This window comes from Acidobacteriota bacterium, assembly GCA_016208495.1.
Lineage (GTDB): Bacteria > Acidobacteriota > Blastocatellia > Chloracidobacteriales > Chloracidobacteriaceae > JACQXX01.
On the sequence record JACQXX010000116.1, the window covers coordinates 26,944 to 52,251 of the forward strand.

Annotated in this window: 20 protein-coding genes; 14 read left to right on the forward strand and 6 right to left on the reverse strand. The window is 50.4% G+C overall.

Features of this window, described 5'->3' with window-relative positions; genetic code table 11:
* Positions 1-395 precede the first annotated feature (395 nt).
* Both HY774_24045 and HY774_24050 read right to left on the reverse strand, forming a co-directional pair.
* Positions 396-1,412, reverse strand: coding sequence for a DUF979 family protein (locus HY774_24045; GenBank protein MBI4751565.1), 1,017 nt, complete (start codon positions 1,410-1,412; stop codon positions 396-398).
* 25 nt (positions 1,413-1,437) lie between these two features.
* Complete coding sequence (locus HY774_24050) at positions 1,438-2,106, reverse strand: DUF969 family protein (GenBank protein MBI4751566.1); 669 nt, start codon at positions 2,104-2,106, stop codon at positions 1,438-1,440.
* Between the two features lie 600 nt (positions 2,107-2,706).
* On the opposite strand from HY774_24050, the gene HY774_24055 reads away from it, so the two are divergent.
* Together HY774_24055 and HY774_24060 are read left to right on the forward strand one after the other, a co-directional pair.
* The gene (locus HY774_24055) at positions 2,707-4,947 is read left to right on the forward strand and encodes a hypothetical protein (GenBank protein MBI4751567.1); all 2,241 of its coding nucleotides are present in this window, start codon (positions 2,707-2,709) and stop codon (positions 4,945-4,947) included.
* Positions 4,944-6,488: a HEAT repeat domain-containing protein gene (locus HY774_24060; protein ID MBI4751568.1), complete on the forward strand. Its 1,545-nt coding sequence runs from the start codon at positions 4,944-4,946 to the stop codon at positions 6,486-6,488. Before HY774_24055 ends, HY774_24060 begins: the two co-directional genes overlap by 4 nt.
* A gap of 579 nt (positions 6,489-7,067) precedes the next feature.
* Here HY774_24060 and ruvA read toward each other — a convergent pair.
* Positions 7,068-7,697 carry a Holliday junction branch migration protein RuvA gene (gene ruvA, locus HY774_24065; protein ID MBI4751569.1) on the reverse strand — a complete coding sequence of 210 codons (630 nt, stop codon included), beginning with the start codon at positions 7,695-7,697 and terminating at the stop codon, positions 7,068-7,070.
* 396 nt (positions 7,698-8,093) lie between these two features.
* Here ruvA and HY774_24070 point away from each other — a divergent pair, with 396 nt between their 5' ends.
* From HY774_24070 to HY774_24100, 7 genes are all read left to right on the forward strand, one after another.
* The gene (locus HY774_24070; GenBank protein MBI4751570.1) at positions 8,094-9,515 is read left to right on the forward strand and encodes a sigma-54-dependent Fis family transcriptional regulator; all 1,422 of its coding nucleotides are present in this window, start codon (positions 8,094-8,096) and stop codon (positions 9,513-9,515) included.
* A gap of 267 nt (positions 9,516-9,782) precedes the next feature.
* Entirely contained in the window at positions 9,783-11,825 is a 2,043-nt protein-coding gene (locus tag HY774_24075; protein MBI4751571.1) for a hypothetical protein, read from the forward strand.
* A complete protein-coding gene (locus tag HY774_24080) occupies positions 11,822-12,886 on the forward strand; it encodes an ABC transporter ATP-binding protein (GenBank protein MBI4751572.1) in 1,065 nt (354 codons plus the stop codon). Before HY774_24075 ends, HY774_24080 begins: the two co-directional genes overlap by 4 nt.
* A 30-nt stretch (positions 12,887-12,916) precedes the next feature.
* Positions 12,917-14,599 carry a DNA repair protein RecN gene (recN, locus tag HY774_24085; protein ID MBI4751573.1) on the forward strand — a complete coding sequence of 561 codons (1,683 nt, stop codon included), beginning with the start codon at positions 12,917-12,919 and terminating at the stop codon, positions 14,597-14,599.
* Between the two features lie 465 nt (positions 14,600-15,064).
* Entirely contained in the window at positions 15,065-15,571 is a 507-nt protein-coding gene (locus HY774_24090) for a bifunctional nuclease family protein (protein ID MBI4751574.1), read from the forward strand.
* 189 nt (positions 15,572-15,760) lie between these two features.
* The gene (locus HY774_24095) at positions 15,761-16,576 is read left to right on the forward strand and encodes a ParA family protein (GenBank protein MBI4751575.1); all 816 of its coding nucleotides are present in this window, start codon (positions 15,761-15,763) and stop codon (positions 16,574-16,576) included.
* Entirely contained in the window at positions 16,569-17,405 is an 837-nt protein-coding gene (locus HY774_24100; protein ID MBI4751576.1) for a ParB/RepB/Spo0J family partition protein, read from the forward strand. The genes HY774_24095 and HY774_24100 overlap by 8 nt, the downstream gene beginning before the upstream one ends.
* Positions 17,406-17,452: 47 nt before the next feature.
* On the opposite strand, the gene HY774_24105 is transcribed toward HY774_24100, so the two are convergent.
* Positions 17,453-18,010: a hypothetical protein gene (locus HY774_24105; GenBank protein ID MBI4751577.1), complete on the reverse strand. Its 558-nt coding sequence runs from the start codon at positions 18,008-18,010 to the stop codon at positions 17,453-17,455.
* Positions 18,011-18,197: 187 nt separating this feature from the next.
* Here HY774_24105 and xerD point away from each other — a divergent pair, with 187 nt between their 5' ends.
* Positions 18,198-19,097: a site-specific tyrosine recombinase XerD gene (xerD, locus tag HY774_24110; protein MBI4751578.1), complete on the forward strand. Its 900-nt coding sequence runs from the start codon at positions 18,198-18,200 to the stop codon at positions 19,095-19,097.
* Between the two features lie 198 nt (positions 19,098-19,295).
* On the forward strand, positions 19,296-19,973 hold the full coding sequence (locus tag HY774_24115; protein ID MBI4751579.1) for a hypothetical protein: 678 nt from the start codon (positions 19,296-19,298) through the stop codon (positions 19,971-19,973).
* Positions 19,974-20,004: 31 nt separating this feature from the next.
* On the opposite strand, the gene HY774_24120 is transcribed toward HY774_24115, so the two are convergent.
* Positions 20,005-20,865 (reverse strand): NAD(P)-dependent oxidoreductase, encoded by an 861-nt coding sequence (locus HY774_24120; GenBank protein MBI4751580.1) that lies wholly within the window; start codon positions 20,863-20,865, stop codon positions 20,005-20,007.
* A 23-nt stretch (positions 20,866-20,888) separates the two neighbouring features.
* A complete protein-coding gene (locus HY774_24125; protein ID MBI4751581.1) occupies positions 20,889-21,998 on the reverse strand; it encodes a radical SAM protein in 1,110 nt (369 codons plus the stop codon).
* A 238-nt stretch (positions 21,999-22,236) separates the two neighbouring features.
* Between HY774_24125 and HY774_24130 the strand changes: the two genes are divergently transcribed.
* The 3 genes from HY774_24130 (at position 22,237) to HY774_24140 (ending at position 25,299) form a co-directional block, all read left to right on the forward strand.
* Positions 22,237-22,929 (forward strand): dienelactone hydrolase family protein, encoded by a 693-nt coding sequence (locus HY774_24130; protein MBI4751582.1) that lies wholly within the window; start codon positions 22,237-22,239, stop codon positions 22,927-22,929.
* A gap of 123 nt (positions 22,930-23,052) precedes the next feature.
* On the forward strand, positions 23,053-23,529 hold the full coding sequence (locus tag HY774_24135) for a single-stranded DNA-binding protein (protein ID MBI4751583.1): 477 nt from the start codon (positions 23,053-23,055) through the stop codon (positions 23,527-23,529).
* A 72-nt stretch (positions 23,530-23,601) separates the two neighbouring features.
* Positions 23,602-25,299 (forward strand): glycosyltransferase family 39 protein, encoded by a 1,698-nt coding sequence (locus tag HY774_24140; protein ID MBI4751584.1) that lies wholly within the window; start codon positions 23,602-23,604, stop codon positions 25,297-25,299.
* The last annotated feature ends 9 nt before the right edge of the window (positions 25,300-25,308 follow it).

Consider the following 25,308-nt stretch of genomic DNA (forward strand, 5'->3'; position numbering starts at 1 on the left):
CGTTCTTTCATGACGATATGGATCGTGGGCTCCTGTAAATAAACGAACCTGAAAGATTGAAATCGAATGGATGTCCTTGGGCCACATCGAGTGAGTAGATGGTAATTTGCTCCAGGTTGGTCAACACAGTGGTTGATCCCTCAAGGCAGCCTTCAATTTCATCAGGCCAAATTGTTTGGATTGAGTGGGCAGAAAAACGAGAAACACAGAGATTTGAATGGGGATGGTGTTTCTGTTTGGTGGAGATTTTGGATTTCTCCAACCACTAAAATAATACTGAATGTGAAATCAATCAATCAATTTTTTGAATGACTATTCAGTATTTCGGAAATTTACCCCTGATCTTGGCTGAGAAAGGGTTCTTTCTTCCGGAACCCCGTGATTGCCCCCATATTTCACCGAAAAAACAACCAGACTGCAAAAATCAAAGCGTGGCATCCCCAAAGTCCCAGGGCAAATTTCCATTGGGCCTGGATGATTCCATAGGGGTTTTTCATTTCATAAAGATAGGCAGGGAGGAGGTTAAAGTTTGCGGCCATCGGGGAAAGCAAGGTACCGCAACTTCCAGCCGTCAGACCCAAAATAGCGACAAACGCGGGGTCAAGCGAAAATGGAAGAATAACCAGTGGGATTCCAATTCCCACGGTAATCACTGCGAAGGCAGCAAAGGAATTTCCCATAATCGCTGTAAAAAAAGTCATGGCCGCAAAATATACGATACCCGCGAGAAACGGGTGATTGGCTGGAATGCAAGAAGAGAAATATCCGGCGAGCAAGGTACCGACTCCGGCACTGGTAAACAGAGTGCCGAGCGCTGCCAGAAGTTGAGGCAGGATATTGAGTGGCCCGATTTCTTCAGTGAGTTTGGCACCCGCTTCAGCCAGTTCCACCAACCGTTGGGATGTTACCCAGTAGGCAATACCCATTGCGACGAGACCGCTCACACCCAGTCCGATTAACGCTCCGGTTGAGCTGTCGCGTCCTATCCATCGGTAAATAAAAGCAACGGCAAAGGTGATAACCGGAATTGCCAAAACCGGCCAGAGGATCGCGGTTGGGATTTTGGAACTCAGGCCGGGCAGGGAAGCTTGAGCTGGATGCGCCTCGGTTTGACGAGATTGAGATGGATCTGGGGGCAGTTCCACTCGGATGGAGGCTGGGCGGATAATCCCGCAAGCATCAAGCATGACTAAAATTGCCACTCCGATACCAATGATGGCATATCCACCATATGGAATTTTTTCGGGGAGGAAAAAAATACCCCCAAGCAATGCCCAGTATCCTGCATTGGCAAGCCGATGTCGGCGTCCTGGTGTGGTAATGATAATTACCGAGATTGCGATGAGGGTAATTGCGATAATTAGGTAGATAGAGTGAAGTGTAAGGACTGGTGTAATTATTTTCCGGAGCATATAGTGAAATTCGGCTGTGGAGTAATTATCTTTTATTGCGATTGAGGTGTAAAAATTGGATTACAGATAAAAGGAGAGAGCATATCACGATAGGAATCGCATCAATTGCAATGGCAACAGGTGTGGTGTCGAGACCAGCGTCTTTTAAAACCTTGTAAACGAGCAGGCATCCAGCCGAAGCCGGGAACAGATTTTGGCCAAAAAAATTGCCATAGTTTTCGCTTGCCCCAAGGTTTCCTTTGATCTGCTCTGATTGCTGTGAAGCGACGTCTGATGAGGTCATACCAAATGCCATCGGAAGAATCAGAGGTCGCCCAAACACGGCATGGCCGCTGACCCGCAAGCCTGAAGCGCCAATGAGAACTCGAATAAACTGGTACACCCAGAAGAGTGATCCGATAGCTGTCAGACGCAGTTTCTTGATCAGATTTGAGGCTACCTGATGCAATCCATACCGTTCGGCAAGCCCGATTGCAGGTAACGTGATCAGGTAAAGTGAAATGAGCCTGCCATCCAGAAACGCTTTGCCAAGGGTATCGAAGATGCCTGGGACTGCTTCAGTCCCGATCAAAGGCATACCGGCGAGGAGTCCAGTGGCAATCCCAGCAATCAGAACAACTGGGCCAGTTTTTAATTTGAAAATGAGTCCGATAATAATAATTAAAATCCCAAGTAGCTTAAGTTCTGGTATCACAAACGTACTCCTCCAGGTGAAGGATGGATGCTTTCCGAAGGTGCAAGGGGGGAAACCGCAAAGGTCACCGAGTATGCGGCAAGCCGACTGATTTGGGCAATCCCCAGATGATGGAAACAAAAACTGGGCTGGATAAAAATATCAGGAAGCCCATTGAACGCAGTCGTGGAACTGGTATCTGGATCTGGTTCATGACGCGTTTATCCGCGGAAAGGAAATGATCTCCTCCTGAGCCAGAGGAAGGATTTAACCATGTCTAAAAGTTGTATCCTGATATTGGAACCAGAATTGAAAACCTTGTTGGGTGAATTTCACCTCAGTTAACTGAAGGAATGAACTTATGCCAGGTTGCCGTTACAGGAGTGGTTTTGTTGCAGTGAGTGATACACCTGTTCGCCGGGACTGACTTGTGTAAAATGTTCCGGCATACAAATATGTGAGACCTTGAAGCTTGAAGTAATTCGAATCTGCCTCTGCACGTCGAGACATGAGATCGTGATCTGACCTCGCCTACAAACTGGGTGCTCCTTATATAGAAAGAGCACTTTTCTGAAGTGTTGATTTCTAAACAGCAGAGTCTTTTTCCTGAGGTGATTGAATATGTCCTGGATTCCTAATGATCTGAAAGAAAGTATTTTTAACGGTTTATGTACTCACATCGATACTCTGGGAACGCGTTTTTTAGGAGAGCAAAACCAAATTTGGTTTGAACAATGGCGCACCGACCGGGCTTCCAAAAAGGAATTGAGTGAGGCTCTTGAACGGGCAGCCCGGCGGCTGGTTGAACGCTTTGATTCGCCTGAAGCTCAGGCGCTTATCCAGGATCGGTATTTTTATGAACGCGAGGATGTCAAAGCCGCGATTGGTGAATTGGTCGCTCACCCCTTTGACCAGGATGCTGTCAAAACAGTTGAGCGCATTTTGTCATCCGTGATGCCGGATCATTCAGGCGGTCAGCAGGCTGACGCCGCCCAATATTTTCTCCAATGTTTGCTTGAAGAACTATGTTCAGTCAAGAAACTCCGTGAATTGCTTTCCCTGGTGTATCAGCAGAAGTCAGTGGAGCTTGAGACGACGCACGTTGAACTCAGTCAGAAGACTTTGGACTTGCTTGATCGTCGGCTGCCAATTCCGCCTGATATTCAAAAAGCACAACAACAGTATCTGGATTATGTTGTGAACCTGCATTGTACTCTTGGGTCACAAGGAATTATGCAAACTGCGCGTTCGGTGACACTCCCCCTTGACGAGGTATTTGTCAGGCTGACTTGTGAAAAAGAAGAGACTGATCCAACTCAACTCAAAAGAAAGGTGAGTAAGTTAAGATCAGGAATTGTGGAAGGCAATGTACCCTCTGAGATTTCAATCATGGTCTCAGCCGAATCCGATCTGGCAGAGGACTGGTTCCTGCACCAGCACCTACAGACTGTTGAGCATTCTGATGGAATTGAATTGTCCACCACCATTGCCAATCATTCATACGTTGTCATCCTGGGTGACCCTGGTTCCGGCAAAACGACATTGCTCCGGTTTCTGGCGCTTCATTTCGTTCGTCAATTTCGAGATTCTGGTTCAACTGGAATCGTGACTGATAAAGATGGTCAATTGTATGGACGTGCTCGATTCCCGATCCTGGTTCGGATTTCTGCTTATGCTGAAGCGTTACGACTCAATCGCAATACAGCATTGAGGGATTTTTTAACCGTGCCGTTTGGAGATACTGGGATTGAGTTGATCGTGTTGAAGGGTGTTTTTGAGAGTGTGTTGCAACAAGGAAAAGCACTATTGTTATTGGATGGACTGGATGAGGTGATTGAGCATCAGGATCGGAATTTGATTTCACAGCGAATTTCCAGTTTGGTATCGGCTGTTCCTCGCGAGAATCGTTTTGTGGTGACCAGTCGCATTGCCGGATATCGGGTTGCCAGACTGGGAGGGGATTTTCAACAATTTACATTGAGAAAATTTCAACGCCCCCAGATTGAGACTTTTTTAAACAGATGGTGTGTGGCGGTTGAGCGATTCCATCGTCCTGATTTAGAGCCATCTGAATTGAGTCGGTCAGCTCAGCCAGAAATTGATGGAATTTTGCAAGCGGTTGATGAAAACCGTGGTGTTATGGAATTAGCCTCAAACCCACTCATGCTGACCATTCTGGCATTGATTCACCGGAATGGAAGCCGGCTTCCGAGCCGTCGAATTGAACTTTATGACCTGGCCGTCAAAACTCTTCTCAAGGATTGGCAGATTCATCGTGGGTTAGATTCAAAACAAATTGTGAAAGAAAGTGAGGTGCAATTGTTTTTAGCACCTCTAGCCTACTGGATTCACCAGGAGAAACCAACTGGATTGGTCAAAACCAGTGAAGTGAAAGCCAAATTGATGCAGTTTCTGGCTCACTCGCGCCAGGTTTCAGTTGAAGATGAGACAATCGAAGAAGCGGTTGACGATTTTTTGCGACGAGTCAGAGAGCATACCGGAGTTTTTGTCGAGCGAACTGCTGATCGATATGGATTTTTGCACCTGACCTTTGAGGAATATTTTGTGGCGCGTGAAATTACTCGTCGAGCCAGAGAGTCAGCGGCAAAAATGTATCCGTACCGCCATCATCCACGATGGCGGGAAGCTATACTCCTGGCGATTGGGTATATTAGCACTGACCGTCCGGAAGATGCTTCGGAGCTTATTCAGACCGCAATTCTGGGGAAAGGTGAAGAGGCACAAAAATTAGGCTTTGCTGCAAGTCTATTTGAAGAGGTGCTGCATCGGGACTTGCTGGTTGCCTACGGTGTCTGGGTGACTGTGATTCAACTGAATCAGTCTTTCGCAAACAAATCGTGAATAGGTTGATTGAAGTTTACTTTGAAAGCACAAACTGGCAACTTGATAAAAAAGTCGAGCAAACCTTGGAAAGGCTCAAAGGAAGTGACCTCGAAGCAGATGTTGTTGGTCTGGCGTTGAGTCACCTTGAAGATGAGGATGATCAGAAAAGAGCAAAAGCAATTGCCATCTTGGGGAAATTAGCTTTTTCAACTCCGCAGATTGTAAATCGAATCTTTGACAAGCTGGCGGATGAAAGTAAAAGAGTTCGATTTCGGGTTATTGAGTATCTTGGCGAGTTAGGAACTCCCACCCCAGAAATACTCAGGGGGGTGTTTTCTAAAATCAATGATACTGACGAAGCTGAAATGACGCTTTCCCTTATTTTGAAATTAAAGGAAATAACCCCTGAAATTGAGTCTGTACTCGAAGAATATCTGGAAAACGGGGAATTTATCCTTCAGCTTTTCATAGCTATACGGGCACGCAGTTTTCGAAATGCTGCAGTGAAATTTTCGCGAGGGTTAATTGAGAGAATGAAAGGATTAAGTGGAACTGAAAAAAGTCAAGTTATTTTATTGATTGGGTTAGTCAACCCAGATAGTGATGAGGTTGTAAAAGTACTTATCGAACAATTGGATGATCAAAGTGAGGCGGTTCGCCAGAAAGCCGTTGGGGCTTTGGGTAGTAAAAACACAAACACAAAAACTATAAAGAGCTTATTGAAATGCCTGGAGGATAATGATGATGGGGTGAGGGGGCAGGCAGTGGAGGCTCTTGGGGAAACAAGAGTCCTTACTCAAGAGATTGGCCTCAAGTTGATTGAAATGCTAACTGACAAAAAACGACAGGTTCAGTATTCGGCTGCAAAAAGCCTGAAACAATTGAATATTGTCTCTTCCCAGGTTGCGGAATCCCTGTTGGTACGTTTTACAGTCGGTACTCAAGAAGATGTGATTTGTACCCTTGAGTTGCTTGGGGTCCTCGGGGTTTTGACTCCGCGAATTGAAGAAAATCTCTTGGGGTACCTGAAAGATGAGCGCGGTGAAGTTCGGAAAGAGGCGCTCAAAACACTGTGTAAATTGAATTCCAAATCAAAGATTGTGCTTGAAATGGTGACAACTGCATTGGAAGATCAAAGTGAAATAGTTTACCAGGAGGCGATTCAGTTGGTTGGGAAATATCAGTTCATGACCCCTGGAATCCTATGCCGGCTAGAGAATCTCCTGGAGAATGAAACTGAAAAGATTCGGGCTGAAGTTCTCTATACCATTCAGAAACTCAAGGTCATCAATGAAGGATTATTGAAAAAACTTACCGAAAAGATCATAGATGAGAGTGAACTGGTTGGTGCCTTGGCCGCTTTCACCCTGGCACAATGTATAAAGTCACAGCCGATTCAATCTGATGAAATGAAATCTCGGATCTTGAAGCACACGTTCTCGGCATTTCAGAGATGTAGCCGAGAATCCCGAATTAGAATGGAATCGGGGCTATTTCAAACTGGTTACGAGGTGCTGTGGGAATCGCTATGGCAGATATGCGAGGTTTTTGAGGTTTAGTTTTTGAGGGTTTGGTCATCATGTATTGATCAAGAAAAGCCCGTTGTTAAGTCAGCTAAACCTGATTGATGCAAACCCTGATGGACTTATCAACGAACCATAAAAGCCTATGTCGGCGCGCCGACATAGGCTTTTATGGTTTATGTAAAATATTGATTTTAAATAAGTTACCGTATTTACTGCTTTTGTTTTTGAGAGTATTCGCGGCCTTGATATTTCCGCCGACAAAGTTCGCCGACATTTTTCGCAGAAAGAAACCAGAAGAAGTTTATCCAGGGAAAAACGATGGTGAATCTTCCATCTTTCTCGACGGGTATGCTTTGAAGGTTGGTCTGATAAACTGGGAAGGATGGTCAATGGACAATCTTTTTGAGGTGCGAACCTGATTTCAAGAAGGCTGATGTTCGAAGTCGAGCCGTGAGGTTGCTTATCAGGATCAGTAAAACTACAGGTGCTGATCTGGTGTTCGACTTGGCCTTTGGTGAAGCGGGTAGGCTCGCTTGCTTGCGAAGCTGGCAAAAGAATCAAACCAGGAGGCCGATGTCAGTCAGGCGTACAAAATAAAAGACAGCCGGGATATCACCGGTAGAGGCGTTTCATTGACTCTTTTAAGAGGAAAGAGAACTCACGTCGTGATTCTTCTTTGAGGCATTGGGTGACCGCTTTTTCAGCCGCGGCGGTTTGCCATCCCAGATTGACCAGGGCTGAAACCAGATCCGATTTAAGAAGCGTTTCCTGGTGTTGATCCTGGCCTGGTTCTGGCGTTGAAGTTGTGGTTGTGGTTCCACCTGTCTCTAGTACGGAAAGTGCGGTGAGCTTATCACGAAGTTCAACGACAAGTCGCTCGGCTGTTTTTTTGCCAATCCCTGGAATGCCAGAAAGCCGTCGGATATCTCCATTTTTCAAAGCTGAAATAAGCTCATCAATGGTGAGTCCTGAGAGGATAGTGAGCGCTAATTTCGGGCCAACACCAGAAACCGATATGAGTCTGATAAAGACCTCTTTTTCGAGTTTTGTGCTAAAACCGTAGAGAATCAGGGCATCTTCACGAACGATCATTTGGATGTAGAGGGAGAGTGCGGATCCGCTTTCGCCAGCTTGATAGAAGGTAGAAAGCGGGATGAATACCTCATACCCAATGCCTGCAACATCAACGATAAAATTCGATGGATTTTTTTCAAGTAATTTGCCAGTCAGAAACGCAATCATAAGAAAATAATTTGAAATGGAAAGAAGAGGAGTGTCAGGTTGGCTGAACCCTACTTGAAATCAAAGCCGGGGATCAAGTGGAATCCAGGCTGCCAGGTAAGGGAAGATCGTGCTGGATATTGAATGTGATTACATATATAGATAAAGTTAAAATATCGTTGTAAGCATAATCTGTAATTAGTTTAAATTACATAAATTATCTAATTTTTCTCTTTGGAAAATATGGAAATACATTTATGTAATCAATGAAAATAATTGTAAATACTCTGTTAAAGTTGAGCCTGAATCGAAGGAGCTGGATATCCCTGGTTGAAATTCCCATCTGTTTGGGGAAAGATGGGAGAGACTTCAAGATCAATCCAAATTCCTTTTCCATCCCAAAGAAAAATGAAGCTCATGAAACGCATTTTAATCGTCGATGACGATATCGAATTTCGACAAGTTTTAGAGCAGTTAATGCTCCACGAAGGCCACTGGGTAAGGGTGGCTGAATCCTCAGCCACAGCCATCCAGTTGTTCCGCGATATGGCGGCTACCCCTCAGCCGTTTGACCTGGTGATATCGGATATGATGCTGGGTGATGGGTCGGGCCTGGATGTGCTTAGTGTGGTGCGAGAGGTAACCACGGACACCCCCTTTATCTTCGTGACCGCCTTTGGTTCGATGGAATCCGTGGCTGAAGCGATCCGCAAAGATGTGTTTGACTATGTTGCCAAGCCATTTGATGCTGGTGAATTATTGCGGGTCGTGAGACGAGCTTTATCAAAGCTTTCAACTGAGATTGAACCAACCCTTGAAGTCCCCGATTCAGTGGCGGGAAGCCTGAAAATCATCGGGAGCAGCCCACCCATGATTGAGCTTTACAAGGCGGTTGCGCGGGTCTCGGCAACTGACTCCACCGTCTTGATGTCAGGCGAATCCGGAACAGGAAAGGAACTGGTTGCCCGGGCAATTCACAACAATTCCTTGCGAGCCCACCGCCCTTTTATAGGCGTCAATTGCGGCGCCTTTCCTGAGACTCTGCTGGAAAGCGAGTTATTTGGACATGTGAAAGGCTCGTTCACCGGTGCCAATACAGAGCGAATCGGAATCTTTGAAGCGGCGGCTGGCGGAACCGTTTTTTTAGATGAAATCTCTGAAACCTCGCCGAATTTCCAGGTGAAATTGCTGCGAGTTCTACAGGAGCACCGTATTCGTCCGGTTGGGTCAAATCAGGAACGAACCGTCAATGTACGATGGCTGGCCGCAACCAACCAGCCACTGACGACCCTGGCTCAGTCAGCTACCTTCCGTCGGGATCTTTTTTACCGATTGAGTGTGATTAATTTGCGCCTGCCTCCATTACGGGAGCGTCGAGAGGATATCCCGCTTCTGGTCGAGTATTTTGTCCAGCGGTTTAATTCCCGTCAGCGAAAGGCCGTTCGGCTGGCTGAGGTCACGATGGACTGGCTGGTGAGGCAAGATTGGCTGGGAAACGTTCGTGAGCTTGAGCACGCGGTTGAGCGGGCGGTTACGATGAACATCACCGGGGAGTTAATCCCGCAGGATTTTCTTCAATTTGGATTGTTTGACATGTCGCCACCAGCCACCAACCAGCCGCCGGTTAGTCAGGCAACAGGGATAACCAGTTGGGTATGCCTGCTTCCTAAAACGCTGGATGAAGTAGAAAGAGAGCATTTACTGGTGACGTTGAGCTATACCCAGGGCAACAAAGTCCGGGCAGCCGAGCTTTTAGGCATCGGACGGTGGTCTCTGTACCGAAAAGCCCGGCGACTTGGTATTAATCTTGGGGCTGATAATGATTTTTCTAAGGAATAACAAGAAAGGTAAAACCGAATGACCCTACATTTTTCGTGCGATCCGAACCCGGACGTTCTTCACACGCCAGTGTCTTCAGGTTCTCAGCCATTACTGAAATGGAGCCAGGTTCGAAGTCTTGAAAAGGTCCTGCCGTTGAACCGCGCTTTTTTAGTTTTTTTCCTGGTAATCTGGGGAGGCTGGTGGATTTCAACTTGCCCGATACAGGCAGCGACCGACACTCAGTTTTGGGAAGTCTTTCGTCAGGCTGATGTTTTGAAAGGAACGATGACAAACTTGTCGGTTTCTGATCGGGGGAGACTGTCGTTGTCACCACGCAACGAGGTCGTCTTTGATACCCGGCAGCCGTATATCTGGTCCTGTGCACGCGACGGACAGGGGACGACCTACGTCGGAACCGGACACGAGGGGCAGGTGTATCGAATTGACCCGGCTGGCCAGTCAAAACTGATCGCCGACTTTGACGAGCTGGATGTAACCGCTCTGGCAGTGGGGTCCAAAGGTACTCTCTGGGCGGCAACATCTCCCAATGGGAAAGTTTATCAAATTGAATCAGATGGAACCCGCACGGTGTTTTTTAATCCGGAAGAGAAATATATTTGGGCATTAGAGACAACTGATCGTGGCGAACTGATCGTGGCAACAGGGGACAAAGGCATCGTTTATCGGGTGGATCCATCCGGCAAAAGCGTGGTGGTGTTTGATTCCACCGAAGTCAATATTACTTCCCTGGCGGTGGATCGTCTGGGGAATATTTACGCCGGGAGTGATCCGGGTGGGGTTGTGTACCGCATCGAAGGCCCTGGGAAAGCCTTTGCGGTGTTTGATTCCGCTCTGAGGGAAATTCATCGCTTGCTCATTGGAAAAAATGGGACCGTCTTTGCGCTTGCCGTTGATGACAAGGCGGTTCGTCCGGCCAGCGAGCCTGTATCAACCGGAAAAGAGTCGGTATCTGTAACTTTGTTGTCCGATTCGGCTTCCCCGATTTCATCCGCGGTGAATCTGGTCAATACCCGGTCGGAGAGTGGCGCCGCACAATCGGTATTGTATGGAATCCAACCTGACGGCGAGACCGAGATCTGGTGGGGATCAACCGAGCTGGTGGGTCTGGATTGCCTGGAAACGCCACAGGGTACAATCCTGATTGGGACCGGGACCCACGGACGGTTATTTGAAGTTGACCGCCAGGGGCAAACACACATGGTTTTCCAAACAACGGAAGACCATATTTCGAATATTGAGGCTGGTTCATCGGGTGAGGTATGGGTAACCACCAGTAATTTCGGGAAGGTTTGGAAGATAACACCGGGCACCGCTTCAGATGGGCAGTATGTATCGCCGGTTCAGGATGCAAAATGTGTGGCTGACTGGGGAATGATTTCCTGGCGTGGCGGTGGCGAAATTCGAGTGCAAACCCGAAGCGGCAATACTGAAATACCAGATGATACGTGGAGTGGATGGTCGGTTGAAGTTGTCCTGGGTGATGGGGAAAAAATCAAAAGCCCGACGGCACGTTATCTCCAATGGCAGATTCGGTTTTCGCCGGCCAGTCGCCTGGATAGTTTGAAAGTGGCGTATATGCCCAAAAACATTGCCCCCCGGATTAGTTCATTGACGGTGTTGTCGCCAGGAATTGCATTGCAGGAAACCGCTCAACCCCCAATTGATCCAGCGATTCTCACGGCAGGGCTTGATCCGGCGCTGTTTGGTTTGAGTGGAAATCTGCCCCCCCGCAAGGTTTTCCAGAAAGGCGCCCGGTCATTGCAATGGCAAGGCGAAGATGCCAATGGCGATCAACTTGTATATCAGGTGTCTTATCGCCTTGTGGGTCAGTCGGCCTGGGTCCTGCTTGGAGCGACTCAGCGAGCGTCGTTTTTCCTGGTGAATGCGGATGTTTTGCCAGATGGGCTGTATGAATTCAAAATAGAAGTTACCGACGCGCCCTCGAATCCAGCCAATCGGGTGCTGGTCGGATACCAAATCAGCGACCCGGTGGAGGTTGACAATAGCCCACCAGCCATCAGCCTGAAGGGAGAGCCGACGCCGCGTACCAGTGGGACAAGCGTTGAGTTTCAGATCAGCGATCAGATGAGTTTGGTTCGTCGGGTCGAGTATAGTGTGAATGGGGGGAGTTGGATTCCTCTGAGCCCAATGGATGGGATTTCCGATCAGAAAACAGAAACCTTTGAACTGGAGCTCAAGCACTCAGGGACGGCTCAACTGGTGGCGATTCGGGCATATGACGAGGCCGCCAATGTTGGAACCAGGACGGTGATGATCAAGGAAAGCGGAAAGGGATCGGCGAAATGACGGATCAGCGTTTCTTTGTTGAATTGCGAGCGCTTTCCTGTCGGTTTTCAGGAAAGACCGTTTTAAACAACCTTTCGCTCTTCCTGAGGCGGGGAGAGTTCTTTAGTCTGCTTGGGCCTTCAGGATGTGGGAAAACAACCACCTTGAGGATTCTGGCTGGGCTTGAGACCCCCTGGTCTGGATCAGTCTGGGTCAACGGTCTTGACATCACCTCACTCCCGCCGGAATCACGGGGACTGGGGTATGTTTTTCAGAATTACGCGCTTTTTCCGCACTTGAACGTGTGGGAAAATGTTGCCTTTGGGTGTCGCATTCAGAAACTGGAGGTCCGCACGATTGATCGGCAGGTCAGCGATGCGCTTGAGTTGGTGAAGCTGGCCGACTTTGGGAAGCGCCAGGTATTTGAACTTTCAGGTGGGCAACAGCAACGGGTTGCATTGGCCCGGGCACTGGCAATCCAGCCTCAGGTTTTGCTGCTCGATGAGCCGTTCAGCAATTTGGATTCACGACTTCGCATTGAAACCCGCGAACAGGTGCGGGAAATTGTACGATCTTTAAAGGTGACGACCGTTCTGGTAACCCATGATCGGGAAGAGGCGTTTGCCTTATCTGATCGGCTGGCGGTGATGGAACGTGGAGAGGTCAAGCAAGTTGGGACTCCGCGCGAAGTATATTTTACCCCGCAAACCCTGGAGGTGGCCCGGTTTTGGAATGATGGGAATTGCGTGCCGCTCACCGCCGTTACAGAGGGTATTTCTCGATTGGATAAAAAAAGTGAAAAAGCCAGCCATGTCTTTTTTCGCAGTGAAGATGCCCGGTTGGAGTTTTCGAATCCAGGGAATGATCAGTCTGATAAGTTGCAGTCCGCGGGCTGTGTTGCTTTTCAAGGCATCGTTGATTCAATTCAATTTACTGGAGCTTCGTGGCTCTGTACCGTCTCTACACAGGCCGGTCAACTTTCAATCGCCATCGCTGGCCGAGAACAATCGCCAGAAACCGGGCGCCCATGTTATGTTGTGGTTCCAGCCGTGAATCTGCATTTTCTCGATCGTACTTTTTGATTATTTCTTTTTTGTGAGGATCAACCGGGCATGCTGAAGCTTCTGAATGTTCTGAACCTCGCCCTTGTCTCGCGTCTGTGTATTGAATTCGAACCTGGCCTGAATGTGCTGACCGGAGAAACCGGGTCGGGAAAATCAATTGTGGTTGATTCGCTGGGAATGGTCCTGGGTGGACGCTCATCTCCGGATATGATTCGCACGGGGGAGCAGAAAGCCTGCGTGGAAGCTGTTTTTAGCATTCCACACCACCCTCAAGTCCTTGATCTGTGCACCGAACATGGGCTGGAAGTTGATCTTGATGAATTTCTGATTCGTCGGGAGATCACCAGCCAGGGACGAAACCGCGTTTTTATTCAAGACCAGCTTTCCACTGTCAATTTTCTCAAACAACTTCGGCCATTCCTGGTTGATATTCACGGCCAGGGAGATCAGCAGACACTTCTGCATAAGGAAGCCCACAGTGCGGTGCTGGATGCCTTTGGGGGAATTGATGGACTGGCCGCCCAGGTTCGTGAGGCGTATGAAGCCTGGGACCTGGCTCGCAAGGAACTGGAAGCTGCCCGCCAGGGTGAAGCCGAGCGGCTGCGGCGAGTGGATATGCTCGCCTTTCAATGTCAGGAAATCGAAGCTGCGAAAATCACCAATCCCGCTGAAGACGTTGAACTGGAGGCCGAACTCCACGTGCTTTCAAACGCCGAAAAACTCGTCACGCTGGCGACCAGTTGTTTTGACGCCCTGTATGAAGACGAGTCTTCGATCCTGACCCGACTGGCAACTGTTCTAAGGCGGGTTGATGATTTATCAACCATTGATCCAAGTATTGAGGAGACGCTATCGCCGCTGCATGGGGTGCGGTACGTGATTGAGGATGCGGCATTTGCCCTGCGTGATTATGCCGAGCGGGTCCGGTTTTCACCCGAACGGCTCAAGCAGATTGAGGATCGCCTGATCGAACTAACCCGGCTGAAACGAAAGTATGGTCCAACGCTCGATGACGTGGTGAAAACAATCTCAACTGCCAGGATACAACTCAAGCGTCTGGGCGCCGGGGAGGAGTATACCCAGTCGCTCGAAATTGCCCTTGAAAAAGCCGGCGCCGTCTATTTGGGACTGGCTGAAACATTAAGTGCGCGACGACGGGGGGTGGCCACAGACTTTGAGCGGGCATTAATGGGAGAACTCAAATTTCTGGCCATGGAAGCCACCCGAATCGAGGTTGGCCTGACCCGATTGCACAGCGAAGGCAAACCCAAATGGGGGCCGACCGGGCTTGACGAGGTTGAGTTTTTGGTATCCCCAAATATCGGTGAGGAATTGCGAAGTCTCGCCAAAGTGGCTTCGGGAGGGGAAATCTCACGGTTGATGCTGGCATTAAAGACCATCACGGCGCCAACGGATTTTCCACGAACGATGGTTTTTGATGAGGTGGACGCCGGTATCGGGGGGAGAGTGGCCGAAGCGGTGGGACAGCGGTTGAAGCGATTAAGTGACCACCAGCAAGTGTTATGCGTGACCCATTTAGCCCAGATTGCCCGTTTTGGGGCTTCCCATCTGGTTGTATGGAAAGATGTTGTTGGTACGCGAACGGAAACGTTTGTTGAGCGCCTGGGAATTGACGAGCGGGTGAATGAACTCGCCCGCATGATTGGTGGGGCATCGGTGACCGAGGCCGCCCGACGGGCAGCCCAGGAAATGCTGACCTCCGTTTCGTGAGGCTCATCAAACGTGGGAGGTGAGAACCTCATCCGCCGCCTGGACAAGAGGAGACACGGAGACAGACACGGAGACAGATACGGAGACAGGGAGAAAAAACAACTGGTCGCTTCCCCCGCTCTCAATCGGAACTGATCCAACCTGACAAACCTGGTGAATTGTCTCCGTGTCTCCGTGTCTCCGTGTCTTCGTGTCTCACACAGGCTCAAACTTCCTTCTCCTGGCGCTTATGGGTGAGGGGCTGGAGCCTGAGCCTGAAGCGTCTCACTTAGAATCTTCAGCTTTTTTATCCTTCATCCTTCATCCTTCATCCGTGAGTCGTGGGCTTGTCCCGGCTGGAACGGAAGGTATATAGTCAGAGCAGCAATACACTCGGCCAATTAATCACGATCCAATATGAACACGACCAGCTTGCCTGAACCCAGGAAGCCTGGACTGGCTCATTCATTCAAGAAGTGGGGCAACATGGAAATCGAAATGAAAATTCGCGGTTTGATGATCGATCCAACCGCCAATACACCGATTGTGATTCTCAAGGACGTCCATAGCGATGTCATGCTTCCGATTTGGGTGGGGCCGTTCGAAGCAAACGCGATTGCGTTTGAAATCGAAAAAATGTCGCCTCCGCGCCCAATGACGCATGATCTGATGCGGAATCTCATTATACAGGTGGGTGGGACCGTCAAGCGGATTGTCGTCACCGAGCTCAAAGAGAATACCTTTTATGCGGTGATTGAATTGCAGGTGGGGGACCGGACGTTGTTTCTGGATGCTCGCCCAAGCGATGCGATTGCCCTGGCACTGAGAACCGATGCGCCGATTTTTGTCAACGAGGAGGTGATTCGCGAGTCCAGTGCGACACTGGTGGAGAAAGATTTAGAGGAAAGCGCGGAACCGGGTGAGGGTTCAGCGGAGGAAATCGAGTGGCCTGAGGAAATTGATGAATCGGATATGGATCGGTACAAAATGTAAATCTTACGTGAAAAAGAAAGGAGCGACACTGTTTCGTCGCACACTGACTGGAAGTATCGCTTTTCAGATCAATCGTTCCGTGGTGTTTTGGCGGGGCATCGTTGAGAAACCATTGAAAGAGTTGGATTTCTTTTTCGCGTGGTTTCTTATTCTGAAAATCGGTAGTTCCAGGTTTGGTTCAAAATCCCAATGAAAAACAAGTCTCTGAAATCTGAACGAAAAGCAGCGCCGGTTCCTCTCAAAGGTGCCGCCACGATTGCGATTGCCAATCAGAAAGGTGGCGTTGGAAAGACCACGACCACGATCAATCTGGCGGCGGCCCTGGCCATGCGTGGGAAACGGGTTCTTTTGCTGGATTTGGATCCCCAGGGGAACAGCACGCTTTCTTACCTCGATCAATCCAAAATAGAGCTCTCGGCCTATGACTTTTTAACCGATTTATCAATTCCAGCGGAGATTGTCATCCACCGCAGTCCGGTTGAGGGGCTCGATGTTCTGCCGGCCCGGATTAGTCTGGCCAAGTTTGAAACCCGACTGGCAGGGGAGTTCGACGCGCCGTTTCGATTAAAAGACCGGCTTGAAGCGGTCAACGCCCGATACGATTTTATCCTGGTGGATACGCCGCCCACGTTGGGGTTGATTACGGTCAACGCCCTGGTGGCCTCGTCGCATGTTCTGATTCCCATCCAGTCATCCTATTTTGCGCTGGAGGGGACGGATGACTTATTGGAAACGGTTGACAAGGTCAAGTCGCGACCGAACCCGAATCTGAATATTTTGGGGGTGGTCATTACGCTTCACGATAAGCGGACAACGCTGTCCAGAGATATTTTTCAGCAGATTCGGCAGGTCTTTGGTGAGCGGGTTTTCAATACCGTGATTACCAAATCCGTCCGACTTGAGGAAAGCCCGGCGTACCGGGAATCCATTTTTACCTATGCACCACAATCGAGTGGTGCGGTCGAATATGCAACCTTGTGTGAGGAGGTAATCAATCGTGTCTAAGCGAGGGCTTCCAACAACCGTCAAAATGCGGCATGAGGCACATTACGTCGAGGAGTTATGGCAGCGGACCGGGGCGCCAATCGGACGAATGATTTCGATTGACCGCCTGGAGCCGAACCCGAACCAGCCGCGAATGGAAATTGGCGACCTGACTGAACTGACGGCCTCAATTCGGGAGAAAGGTGTTTTGGAGCCATTGCTGGTGCGTCCCAGTCAGGTCGGTGGACGGTTTATGATTATTTCGGGGGAGCGTCGGTATCGAGCGAGTCTGATGGCTGGATTAACCGAGTTGCCCTGTATTGAAATGGATGTGGATGATCGGGCGGTGGCGGAGATTGCCTTGATTGAGAACCTCCAGCGCAAGGATCTGACCCCATTTGAGGAAGCCGAGGGGCTGGCGACGCTGGTTGACCGGTTTGAATATACCCACGATGAGGTGGCCAAAAAAATCGGAAAGTCCCGGTCCTCGATCACGGAGGCGCTTTCGATCAGTTCGCTCTCGGATGAAATCAAGGAATTGTGTCGGGCGGCGAAGATTTCCTCGAAATCAACCCTGCTGCAAATTGTGCGTCAACCAGGTGAGGATGAGCGGCGGGCGCTGATTGCCCGGATTCAAAGCCAGGGGTTGACCCGGGATGATGTTCGTCGGGTCAGCAAGCCGCCAACTCAGGGCAGACCCAAGCCCTTTCTGTTCAAATTTCAGTCACCGGCGCGCGAGTTTACGCTGGAGTTGAAGTTTAAGCGGTCTCGGGTCGAGCGTGAGGAGGTCTTAACTGCCTTGCGGCGAATCGTTGAGCAGTTAGAGCAGGAGGGGGACCGAGAGGAATGACGGATGAGCCCGGGTTCCACGGAGATGGAAGCAGGCCAGGCGGAAAGCTATTTGGAGGGCTTGGCCTGGCTTTGTTGTTTGCGCAGTTGGTGCTGGTAGTGTTTTGACATCCACTTGCCAAAGCGATCCAGGTAAGGGTAGATCGGCTTGAATACTTTGGCTCGCCACCCGCTATTGAGGTCTCGCCAGACGGTAAAATATTTTTCAATATAGGTGCGGACCGCTTTTTCACGCTGGTTGGGCTTCAGGCCATGCGAGAGGGTGAAGTGGTAATGCTGGCCGATGAGGGAAAGCGTGGCGCCGGCAAGGTTGGTCTTTAAGTTCAATCGGCTGGCCAGTCGCTTGACCAGACCTTTCTGTTCGACAAAGGTGGCGAGGGCGATTTCAAACCAGGCGGGCATGCCCATGGCCTTTGGATGGTACAAACAGGGAAGTTTCTCGCGCATTTCTTTGGCGATGGCTTTTTCCTGGATGCGGTCAACGATGACCACTTTACCAATGCCGCGAGTATGTTCTTGAGGGACCGCGTCAAACACGCTCTGAATGAGGGCTTCGAGGTTGGTGGTGACCTTTACCGACGCCTGATTTTCGACTTTGATGGGCATAACCGGAATACGACTCCTTGAGGGAAAAGCGGGAGTGTACGAAAGGAGCGAAGCCGGGTCAAGGAATCTGTTCCTTTGGCCAAGCCGCCAATCCACAAGGTAGACCGTGGAACTTCAAGTGTTACGTGTAGAGTGTCACGTGGAACATCAACCCGGATACATCACCGGAGCGGGAGGGAGACTCGAAATGGCACGCGATCTTGGGAAAGCATTTCTGGATTATTTGCGAGTCGAGCGGGGGTTGTCAGTCAATACCCTGGAAGCCTATGGGCGGGATTTAGAGAAATTAAAGGGGTTTAGCGATGCGCGCCAGCGGGATCTTTTAACGCTTGAACGGCAGGATCTGGTTGATTTTATTCAAGTGTTACGTGAAGGCGGGCTGGACTGGCGGTCAATCGGACGCGTCCTGGTCACGGTTCGGAATTTTTACAAATATCTGCTGCTGGATGGGTTTCGAAAGACGGATCCGACCGTTCATTTGCCAACGCCAAAGTGGGCTTCGGAACTGCCGCATTTTCTGACCGTCGAGGAAATTGACCGGCTTTTGGCGCAGCCTGACCTGGGGACTGAGGTTGGGAAGCGGGACCGGGCCATTCTGGAGGTGATGTATGCGACTGGATTACGGGTGTCGGAGGTCGTGACGCTCAAACTGGGTGATGTCAATTGCGAGGTGGGGTTTCTGAGTTGTTTTGGAAAAGGAAGCAAGCAGCGCCAGGTGCCATTGGGGAAATCAGCGATTCAATATCTCAATCAGTACTGGCCGGTCCGAACAGGAGCACTCAAGGAAAAAGGAAAATCATCTGGCTCGGAGCTGGTTTTTATCACACCGCAGGGGAAGCCGATGACGCGACAGGGGTGCTGGAAAATGATAGTGGACTATGGAAATCAGGCTGGAATCGGGCATATTACGCCACACATGTTGCGCCACAGTTTTGCAACCCATTTGCTGGAGCACGGTGCGGATTTGAGATCGGTGCAGGTTTTGCTTGGCCACAGTGATATCGCCACGACCGAAGTGTATACGCACGTAACGAATGATCGGCTCAAAGAGGTATATCAGCGATGTCACCCGCGAGCCCAGTCATAGAATCAGGTGAGGGGACTGTGGATTTGGGCAGTCAAGATGAGATTTTTATTGAGTCCGATAATAGGTATTATGTATCACAATATCCGGATCCAAAGCCCAATCTGTAACTTTTCTTTTCGGTTCCGTTCAGTTACCCTACCAGGTATCTTGACCAACCCTTCCACCCAAGTCCAATAAACCAAGTCGAGCCTGTTTCCTATGCCTAACCGACCCGTTTGCTGTCAATCCGGTTCCAACCCAGAATCCCAGCTTGAAACCGCCGCTCAACATCGCATCCAAGGAAGCCTGATTAAATCCAGGCTGTTATTTCTCCACATCAAACACGGTGTTCAGACGCTCAAGAAAATCTTGCGGCTGTTACCTGCCGAAGACCAAAATCTGCTCTGCAAAACAATTTATGTTGGTGAGTGGTACTCGCTGGCAATCCTGGTTCGTCTCGATCTGGCAATTGCCGCCGAACTGGGCGGACACTATCCAAACGTTTTCGAAGAGCTAGGTCGGTTTTCGGCAGATTTGAATTTAGGCGGGGCGTATGAACCCCTCATGAAAAAGGACATCCATGCGCTCTTGAATCTGTCTGCGGTCATGAACAAAACCTACCAGGATTTTGGAAAGGCGTCATACCATCAACCCGAATCAAGCGACCCTGGGGGACGCCAAACCGTCCTTCTCAAACTCGAATACCCCGAACCTCCACCGTCGCATTATTGCGAAAGCGGATTGGGGTATTTTCAGCATGCCGTCGAGTTGTGTGGTGGTCAGGAGGTCACGGTTGAAATCACCGAATGCCTTCAGCAAGGCGGGCGGTGTTGTTGCTTTAAGGTTGAATGGGAGCCACCGACGGATGTCAGCCTGCGGCCCAGTTCAGCCAGATAAGAATGGGATGCTGTCGTCGCTTTATCTGAAATTATACAGACCGGAGTGCCTGATCGAGATCAAAGTCGGGCGACCATCCCAACTCGCGGCCAATCTTTCCGAGGTCGGAGACATAGCGCTCTTGCTCGTCTTTCCCTGGTGGGGTGTCGATTCCGGCAATCAGCGACTGATCCAGCCCTTGAACAACGGCAATTCGATGGGCAAATTCAAGAAGCGTACCGGAAAAATCGAGGCCGCCGCCAATATTAAAAACACCTCCGGGGTGATCTGATTGCAGAAAAAGCTGAAAGGCCCGGGCTAACTCCCGCGCCGGCAATACGTCTCGAACCTGCCTTCCCTGTCCTTTTAAGTGCAACGGTTTCCCTTCCCGCAGGCATTGCGCAAAGCCCGAAACCCACCCACCACGATTGCCGGCTGATGGGGGCGCGAAAATAGTCGACAATCGAAAAATCCCCAACCTGAACCCCCGCTGAGCGGCATGGAATTGGAGGTACTCTTCGCCGAGCCATTTTGACCAGGCGTAGGCATTCTGCCGGTCATAGGTGGTGGGGCAGGCTTCCGAAACGGATACCTCACCGTCACTGTGTGAATGGTAGATGTCTTTGGTTGAGGCAAAGATCAGGGTTTGCCCTTGATCCAGATGGTGAGCCAGAAACCCAGCCCCCTGGGCATTTACATGAAAACAGCTTCCGGCTGCTTGAGGTGACTTACTGGTTTCAGCCGCCAGGTGAATCACGGTTCGGTACTGGCGGAACTGATGAGCCCGAACCGGATCAAGAAAATCCCACCCCCGCCGCCGCGAGGCTGAATCGGCCTCAAAAAATGCACGCACCACCAGGCCCAGATATCCGTCGCCACCAGTGACCAGAACGGGTTCAAAGTACCGGGACATGGCATCAAATTCCCTTCTGTACGTTACACGAAATTCACGTTGTTATTTGGATGACGCAGTGTCCACATCATCTTATTGATTGGGTGACAGCGACAAATCGGCTGACATTTGGAGATATCAATCCCTTCATTTAATTTCTGGCGATGTTCGCTCTCCCAGATTTCACGAAAGGAGTGGACTGCCAGGTCGCCCAGGCAGAACTCGGGAAGCCCTCGGGTTTGAGAGCAATAATAAACCTTTTTATTTGCTTCAATTACGGGGAAAAAGTTCGCGTAGCACTTTTTGTAGGTACTTCGTTCATAGTCAGGGGTTAAAACTCCAGCAAACTGATCTTCCTTGACGAAAACCTTAAAGTCATTTGTTTCGTGTTGTTTGGTTGCCCTGGCTTCCTGTAAAACCTGACTATAGAAATCATGATCATACTGCGTTGGCGATGACATCGGGTGCAAAATGACCGGCTTGATTTGAAAATAATCAATCCCGGTTTCTCTCACCCGGCGCACGGCAAGATCGAGTTCTCCCTGGGTCTCAGGTGAAACTGCAATCTGCGCGCCGATATGGACCCTCGATTGGTGTCGTTTTTTCGCTGACGCCAGATCGGCCAGATTTTGAAGGACTTTCTCAAAGTCATCCACTTTATGCACGGCTTTTCGGGTTTCGGCGGTGCCGGCATTGAGTGAAATTCGAATCCAGGTGCAATGCCTGGCTACCACTTCCGCTTTTTTCGGAGTCAACAACCCACCGTGGGTTATGATTGCAGTTTCAATGCCCTTGAGCGTGGTATACTCAACAAATTCCATGAGGTTTGGATTGACAAATGGTTCTCCACTCCCGGAAAAGATCATTGACTTAATGCCAAGTTCAAAGAGTTCATCGACCAGAGTTCGATAAAAATCGAGGGGCATCACGCTGCTGTCCGGGTACGCCTTGAGGGATTTATCGTCACCTTTATGGGAGCCGAAATACCCGCCGTGCATACACCACGTACAAAAATGATTGCAAATGGTAGATGGGCTGAGTTCCATCGTGACCGGATACACGGTGCGACCATGCCACCAGTCGTGCATTCGATCCATGTGGCTGAATAATTTAATCGGTGAGAAAACATCTCGATTGAGGTCAGGCTGGTGCATTCTCCTGGGTCTCCTTTAAAGGACACATCACAAGTCAAACGGAAGATCTGAGGCCACGACAATCTCCCAGTCGGCTTTATTGGTCTGAAATTGAAGCGATTACAGGCCACCTCTGAATGGTGGTGTCGGGTAAGAAAAGAGATCATCATCCGGAAATCAGCCGGGACTTGTCAAGCCGTCACCGCACTTGGTAAAGTCGTCCGTCAAAAGTCTTTCAAGGAGAAGAGCTATCATCCTCATGGGAAACAGAACACAATTCACCGCTAACGGACTCACCGTCAATGGGTACCTGGCTACACCCGTTTCCGGTTCCGGCCCCGGAGTGATTGTTTTGCAGGAATGGTGGGGGCTGGTGCCCCACATTGAATCAATCGCCGACCGGTTTGCCGCTGCGGGCTATACCGCGTTTGCTCCTGATCTCTACCACGGCCAGCAGGCAACCGGCCCTGATCAGGCTGGAAAACTGATGATGAGCCTGCGCATTGATGAGGCGGCCCGTGAAATGCAGGTCGCCATCCAGGGACTGCTGGCTTTACCACAAACCAGCGGTTTTCCAAAAGTCGGGAGCGTCGGGTTTTGCATGGGTGGTCTCCTTTCACTGTATGCTGCCTGCAAGAATCCTGAAATCGGCGCCTGTGTCATCTTTTACGGCGGCTTCCCAGGTGTCACCCCGGATATTGCCAGCCTGACAGCACCGGTTTTGGGCCTGTATGCCGGAAAAGATTCTTTTGTGACGGTTGATTCCGTTCATCAGCTTGAACAAACACTTCAACAGCATCAAAAACCCTATTCATTCCATATCTACGCTGAAGCTGACCATGCCTTCTTTAATGACACGCGACCCGAAGTGTATCGAGAAGCCGATGCTCAGGATGCCTGGGAGCGTGTCCTGGCATTTTATCAAGCACATCTGTGGGGTGACCAGGGCTAAGCCCCTGGGCTTTTAAGAAGTCCATCGGATCTTTGCCTCCTCTTCCCGCACAGGTTCAACCCCCAAACTGGCCTGGGCCTGGCCGCTCAGGTTCTTCGATCAAGCGTAATCCAAGGAGTACCAATGTCTTTCAATAAGATTATCATCGTCGGCTATTTAGGACGCGACCCTGAACTGCGCTATACCGCCCAGAACGTCCCGGTATGCACCTTTTCGATTGCGACCTCCGAGCGCAAACGCGACGCCAAACCTGGGGGCGACTCAGGTGCGAATGAATCAACGACCTGGTTTCGAGTCACGCTCTGGCGCGAAAAAGCGGAACTGGCCAGCAAGTATCTGGCCAAGGGGCGTCAGGTGTACGTTGAAGGGCGGCTTTCGGTCCGCGAATGGCAGGATCGGGATGGAGTCACTCGCACCAGCCTGGAAGTGACCGGAACCGAACTACACTTCATTGATACCCGAAATGAAGCCGGCGGCGGGTCACCCAGCCAGGGAAGTCGGGAATCATTCACCCGCTCGGCGGGTGGCGGGAGTTCGGCGGCGGCGCACCTGGATGCCGATGCCCCGGCTGAAGTCGGTGAAGATGATATCCCGTTCTAGTTTTCAACCTTGATTTTCAACCTGACTGGTTGCCGAAAAACCATCCCGGCAACCAGTTTTTCGTTTCTTCCCGTGAATCAAACCAACCCGCTCTCCCGTCGCACACCACCACTCAATGTCTGTTTCCTGATCGCCCTGACTGGCCTCACGTTCTTCTTCCATCTCGGAAGTGTCGGGCTGCTTGGGCCCGATGAGCCGCGATATGCCCAGGTCGCCCGTGAAATGATGGATCGTGGCGATTGGGTTACCCCAACCTTATTGGGGCACACCTGGTTCGAGAAACCAGCCCTGGTTTACTGGCTGATGGGACTCAGCTATCGCCTGTTCGGCGTTTCGGAATGGGCCGTTCGACTTCCCTCAGCCTGTCTGGCACTGGCTGGGGTTCTCTGGATCTACTGGCTCGGCACCCGGGTTCATAGTCAGCGGTGTGGCTTCTGGGCGGCGGCGGCGCTGGCTTCAACCTGCTTTTATTTTGGTTTTGCCCGCGGAGGGACATTTGATCTTCCCCTGACTGTATGTTTATCCGTAACCCTTGGCTCCTTTTTATGGTGGGATCTTTCCCCAGCCAGAACAGATCAGCGCTGGTTGTGGATATGTTATATCTTTCTTGGGATCAGCCTTCTGGCCAAAGGGTTAATTGGAGTGGTTCTTCCAGCCGGCATCATTGGTGGATATCTGATGATGACGTCCACCTCAGTTCGTAACTTTTTCCAGCGGGTGAACCAGACGCACTGGCTGATCGGCGGCGGACTTATGGTGTGTTCGGCCAGCCTCTGGTATGGTCCGGTGATCTGGAAGCATGGGTACTTGTTTATTGAGGAATTCTTTATCGCCCACCATTTCCAGCGCTATACCTCGGACAAGTATCATCATACCGGGCCGGTTTATTTTTACCTTCCGGTTATGCTTGGCGGCCTGTTTCCCTGGACGCTCTTTTGGCTCCATGGGTTCGCCGAGCACCTGAGGCTTCTTCGAAACCGACCGACACCCCTGGCGTCCCAGACTTCTTTGAAACTTGCCTGTTTCTGCACCTGCTGGGTGCTCTTTCCACTTCTGTTTTTCAGTTTTTCCGGATCAAAGCTTCCCGGGTATCTGCTCCCGATCTGGCCGGCTGCCGCGCTGATGGTGGGAACATCGATTGAAAAACTCAGCACCGCTGACTATGCCGGCCCCCGGCGCTGGCTGGTAGCCGGAACTTCACTTCTGGTACTGGCGGTTGCGGTTGCCGCGTGGATGGCTGGCGGTAAATTCGTCACGGACCCAGGTCAGATGGGCGGGGTGATCATGGTGCTTGGCAGTATTGGAATCATCGGCCTTGGTCTGGCGGCCTTTCGCATTGAGTCAGGGTTTTATGGACTTCTGTGCGGTGGGATGGGCGTGCTTGTGGTCGTTGTCGCGCTTCAACTCTTTCCCACTCTGGAACGACGGGAGTCCCTGAAGCATCTCTCGGTCACCGCACGCAAAGCGATTCTGCCTGGCGAACTGATAACCTTTTATAAATGCCGTAAATATGCCCCGGTTTTTTATCTCCCGGATCGGGTCTATTGTTGCGATGCTGACCAGGAACCAAATCGCTTTGACCATCCGGATGACCTGCTCAAATTCACATCCTCGACTGAGAGCCTCCTGGTCATACTTCCATCGGTTCTCCGACCTGAACTGGAGACCGACCCTCGCTTCCAGGTCGAGCATTTAGAATCGGAATTTATCTTTTCACTGCTCCGAGTCCGGCGGCAGCCTGATAAGCGCCAGGATAAGGAAACAGGATAAGGAAAGGTG

Coding starts and splice junctions, on each gene's coding strand:
- HY774_24115 (MBI4751579.1), top strand. CDS start 19,296: ATGCCTAACCGACCCGTTTGCTGTCAATCCGGTTCCAACCCAGAATCC.
- HY774_24080 (MBI4751572.1), top strand. CDS start 11,822: ATGACGGATCAGCGTTTCTTTGTTGAATTGCGAGCGCTTTCCTGTCGG.
- HY774_24120 (MBI4751580.1), bottom strand. CDS start 20,865: ATGTCCCGGTACTTTGAACCCGTTCTGGTCACTGGTGGCGACGGATAT.
- HY774_24045 (MBI4751565.1), bottom strand. CDS start 1,412: ATGCTCCGGAAAATAATTACACCAGTCCTTACACTTCACTCTATCTAC.
- HY774_24075 (MBI4751571.1), top strand. CDS start 9,783: ATGACAAACTTGTCGGTTTCTGATCGGGGGAGACTGTCGTTGTCACCA.
- HY774_24125 (MBI4751581.1), bottom strand. CDS start 21,998: ATGCACCAGCCTGACCTCAATCGAGATGTTTTCTCACCGATTAAATTA.
- recN (MBI4751573.1), top strand. CDS start 12,917: ATGCTGAAGCTTCTGAATGTTCTGAACCTCGCCCTTGTCTCGCGTCTG.
- HY774_24135 (MBI4751583.1), top strand. CDS start 23,053: ATGTCTTTCAATAAGATTATCATCGTCGGCTATTTAGGACGCGACCCT.
- HY774_24070 (MBI4751570.1), top strand. CDS start 8,094: ATGAAACGCATTTTAATCGTCGATGACGATATCGAATTTCGACAAGTT.
- HY774_24090 (MBI4751574.1), top strand. CDS start 15,065: ATGGAAATCGAAATGAAAATTCGCGGTTTGATGATCGATCCAACCGCC.
- ruvA (MBI4751569.1), bottom strand. CDS start 7,697: ATGATTGCGTTTCTGACTGGCAAATTACTTGAAAAAAATCCATCGAAT.
- HY774_24055 (MBI4751567.1), top strand. CDS start 2,707: ATGTCCTGGATTCCTAATGATCTGAAAGAAAGTATTTTTAACGGTTTA.
- HY774_24105 (MBI4751577.1), bottom strand. CDS start 18,010: ATGCCCATCAAAGTCGAAAATCAGGCGTCGGTAAAGGTCACCACCAAC.
- HY774_24130 (MBI4751582.1), top strand. CDS start 22,237: ATGGGAAACAGAACACAATTCACCGCTAACGGACTCACCGTCAATGGG.
- xerD (MBI4751578.1), top strand. CDS start 18,198: ATGGCACGCGATCTTGGGAAAGCATTTCTGGATTATTTGCGAGTCGAG.
- HY774_24095 (MBI4751575.1), top strand. CDS start 15,761: ATGAAAAACAAGTCTCTGAAATCTGAACGAAAAGCAGCGCCGGTTCCT.